The sequence below is a fragment of the Pseudomonas sp. P5_A2_2 genome (genome assembly GCF_054177685.1).
Genome location: NZ_JBGCUL010000555.1, coordinates 1 through 3,034, shown reverse-complemented (window position 1 = coordinate 3,034; position 3,034 = coordinate 1). Strand labels below are relative to the sequence as shown.

At 59.5% G+C, this 3,034-nt stretch carries 2 protein-coding genes and 2 pseudogenes; 2 read left to right on the top strand and 2 right to left on the bottom strand.

Annotated features, from left to right (window positions below; translation table 11 throughout):
* Together ACXRVY_RS22190 and ACXRVY_RS22185 are read right to left on the bottom strand one after the other, a co-directional pair.
* Window positions 1-614, bottom strand: a pseudogene (locus ACXRVY_RS22190) (ATP-dependent DNA helicase); the annotation flags it as partial.
* Entirely contained in the window at window positions 611-2,278 is a 1,668-nt protein-coding gene (locus ACXRVY_RS22185; RefSeq protein ID WP_223457995.1) for a VRR-NUC domain-containing protein, read from the bottom strand. The pseudogene ACXRVY_RS22190 and the gene ACXRVY_RS22185, both read right to left, overlap by 4 nt.
* Before the next feature lie 193 nt (window positions 2,279-2,471).
* Here ACXRVY_RS22185 and ACXRVY_RS22180 point away from each other — a divergent pair, with 193 nt between their 5' ends.
* Window positions 2,472-2,699 carry a YgdI/YgdR family lipoprotein gene (locus ACXRVY_RS22180; RefSeq protein ID WP_223457997.1) on the top strand — a complete coding sequence of 76 codons (228 nt, stop codon included), beginning with the start codon at window positions 2,472-2,474 and terminating at the stop codon, window positions 2,697-2,699.
* A 137-nt stretch (window positions 2,700-2,836) separates the two neighbouring features.
* A pseudogene (locus tag ACXRVY_RS22175) lies at window positions 2,837-3,034 on the top strand (hypothetical protein); the annotation flags it as partial.

Here is a 3,034-nt window from a genome sequence, read left to right as displayed (position 1 = left end):
ATCAGGCAGCGCCCCGTGCTGACCGCCTTGAACACCGACTCGGCCAGATGGCGCTGCCCCGGCCGAAAGTCGGTGTGGGGAAACGCCAGACGCTGCGCCGCCAGATTGCGCCCGTCACGATGGGCGACCTCCTGTTCGGCCCATTGCAGGAACCGCGCGCAATGCAGTTCGAAGAACTGTTGCAGCTGCGCGGCCTCGAAGGGCTCGACCAGGCAGGTTTCCTTTTCGCTGACGATGTCGAAATACACCAGCGCCAGGTTGATCCGGGACAGATCCAGTTTGCGGCACATCAACCAGCCGTAGATTTTCGCCTGGGCCCAATGCAATTGACGGTGGTTGGCCGGTTGCTTGCTCAAATCGCCGCGGTAGGTCTTGACCTCTTCCAGGCAGTTTTGCCCGGGGTCGTAGCCGTCCGCCCTGCCCTTGACCGTCAAGGTTCGATACTGGCCCTCAAGGGCGACTTCGCTTTGGTAACCCTCGCTGCGCCGCGATGCCACCGTACGGTGCCCGACGATGCCCTCCAGCGCGGTGGGTGACGGTGTGAAGCGCAGATCGAGGTCGCCGGCCTTGGCGGTGAACTCACACAGCGCCCGCACCGCAATGCTGTAGCTCAAGCGCCCGGCTCCGCCCATTGCACGTAGCACACGGCAATCGGCATCTGGTGTTCGTGGCAGAATTCCAGCCAGCGCAACTGGTTGTCCTGCAGGCGATCGCCCCGGCCTTTGACTTCGATCATGCGGTAGGTCTTTTGCTGCGGCCAGAACTGGATCAGGTCCGGCATGCCGGCGCGATTGGCCTTGATGTCCAGCAACAAACGGTTGAACCAGTGCTTGAGGTGCTCGGCCGGGAGGCAATCCAGAGCTTGCTCCAGCAGTTCTTCGCTGAGCACGCTCCAGAACACGAAAGGCGACTGCACGCCCCACTTGGCGGCATAACGTTCGCGGATGGTCTGCCGGTAGCGCCCGTCGTCGAGTTCGGCCAGGCATGCCTGAAACAGTTTGGCCCGACGGCCATGAAAGTCTTCGCTGAGCAAATCCACCGGCCCGCGCTGGAACGGGTGAAAAAATGCGCCCGGCAAAGGCGCAAAAATCGCCGGCCAGCACAACAAGCCGAACAGCGAGTTGATCAGGCTGTTTTCGACGTAGTGCACCGGCGCCGAATCCTCAGCCAGATGCGCCTGAACGTAAAACTCCACCGATAACGCCGGGTCTGTCCTGGGCAATTGCAGGTCCAGACGCTGCATTTCCCGAGGCGCTGCGCGCTTGATGGGCGGCCCGCCGAGCTTGCGCTGCAGGCGTGGCAGCACACGGAGCAGCTGTTGTTGTTCGGCGGCGCTTTCCGGTGCCTGTTCGGCCTGTGCGGCCAGTTCCAGCGCCAACTCAAACTCGCCACTGCGTTCCAGCACGCGAATCAGCCGTGAACGCGCGCCCGGATAGGCACATTCGCGGTAGAGGTTCAGGGCCATGGCGAAATCCGCGATGCGTTCGCAATACTGGCCCATCTGGAACAGCAGCTTGCCGCGTCGCCGTTGCAACCATGGGTTGTCCAGCGCCAGCCCCTTGATGCGCTCGACCACCTCTTCCAGCGCTTCACCGGCCTCGAATTGTTGCTGGTACGCGTGCAGGAGGACGCAGGCATCTACGTCCTCTCGGCTGCGCAAGCCACGGGACTCGGCACAGAATTCGACTTTTTCGTAGGTATAAATGCCCAGGTCGGCCAACACAAACTCCGACCAGTCCTGGTACAGGTTGCCGAAGAACATCAGGCGCAGGCGATCGCACAACGCCATGATGGTCAGGCTGAACAAGCGCTCATCCAGCCACGGGCACCAGTCGTTGAAGCTCTGCGTCTGGGGAAATTGCACGCTCAGCGTCGGCAACCAGTCGGTTTTCTTGCCTTTGGGTTGATCGATGGCAGCGGCAAAGGCCTGGAGGACTTCGGCCTTGAGCAGCACCTCGAACAGTTCGTCGATGGCGATGGGCATTTGCCCGTCAACCCAACCCAGTTCAAGCAACGGGCCGGCGGCTGTGCCGATATCGCCGATTTCGTCGTAATGCAGCTTGCTCGCCCTGAAATGAATGCCTTTGCGCATCACCATTCTGACCAGAAGTGCCTGCGATTCACGGGGTAACCCCTTGAACGCTTGAATGAAATGCCGCTCTTCGACGCTCAACACGTCGCCAGAGCGCCGCTCAAGCCAATCAAGCACTTGCATGAAGTTGTTCAGGTAATAGAACGGATCGTCGAGGGGATTTGCAGTCACAGGGAAATAGGCCATGGCGAGCGAGTACTGGTTATGCGTACAGATATCAGTTCCACCCTGCCCGGTGCAATCGGAAAAGGATAAATGGCGCTGTAGGAATTTTTCCCGAGCAGTAGAACTTTCTGCCCCCCGGCGGCACCAACCGCCATAGAGGTGCAGTGATGGCCATCGAACTGATGGCGCTGCTTCAGAACCTATGGAGGTGATTATGGATATCAAGACTTTGGGCTCGCCCTTGGCGGTAGCGGCCCTGCTGACGCTGTCCGGTTGCTCGACCCCAACGGTGGTGACGCTGCAGAACGGCACTCAGTACCTGACTAAAGACATACCGAAGACCAAAACCCGAGACGGCTTCTTCGAGTTTGAGGACATTTCAGGTAAGAAGGTGAAAGTCAGGTCTGACGAAGTGGCGACAATTCGCAAAGAAGAAGACTGACGTTTCTCCTGGCACGATGTGGCAGGTTTCGAGCACTGCTTTACACTCGATAGACCCCGTGCGACCGGATGACTGTGCAACGCTTCGACACAGGCGTTGCAATACGGGCATCACGCAAAGACTCAGGTGACGCCGAAATGAAAATGGTCATGCCACTTCTTGCCTCTGTGCTCGCCGTCAGCGCGTGCGTGACGGCGAGCCTGTGTGACGCCGCCACGAAGGTAAAACCAAAACCAAAACCCTTGCCAACGTACAAAACCAGTTTCGATTGCGCCACGCCCCAGGCCTCCGCCGAAAAGCTTATCTGCCATGACGCTCAACTGGCGAGCATGGAC

Bases quoted from the DNA above. Each gene is read 5' to 3' on its own strand.
- ACXRVY_RS22180 (WP_223457997.1), top strand. From the start codon at position 2,472: ATGGATATCAAGACTTTGGGCTCGCCCTTGGCGGTAGCGGCCCTGCTG.
- ACXRVY_RS22185 (WP_223457995.1), bottom strand. From the start codon at position 2,278: ATGGCCTATTTCCCTGTGACTGCAAATCCCCTCGACGATCCGTTCTAT.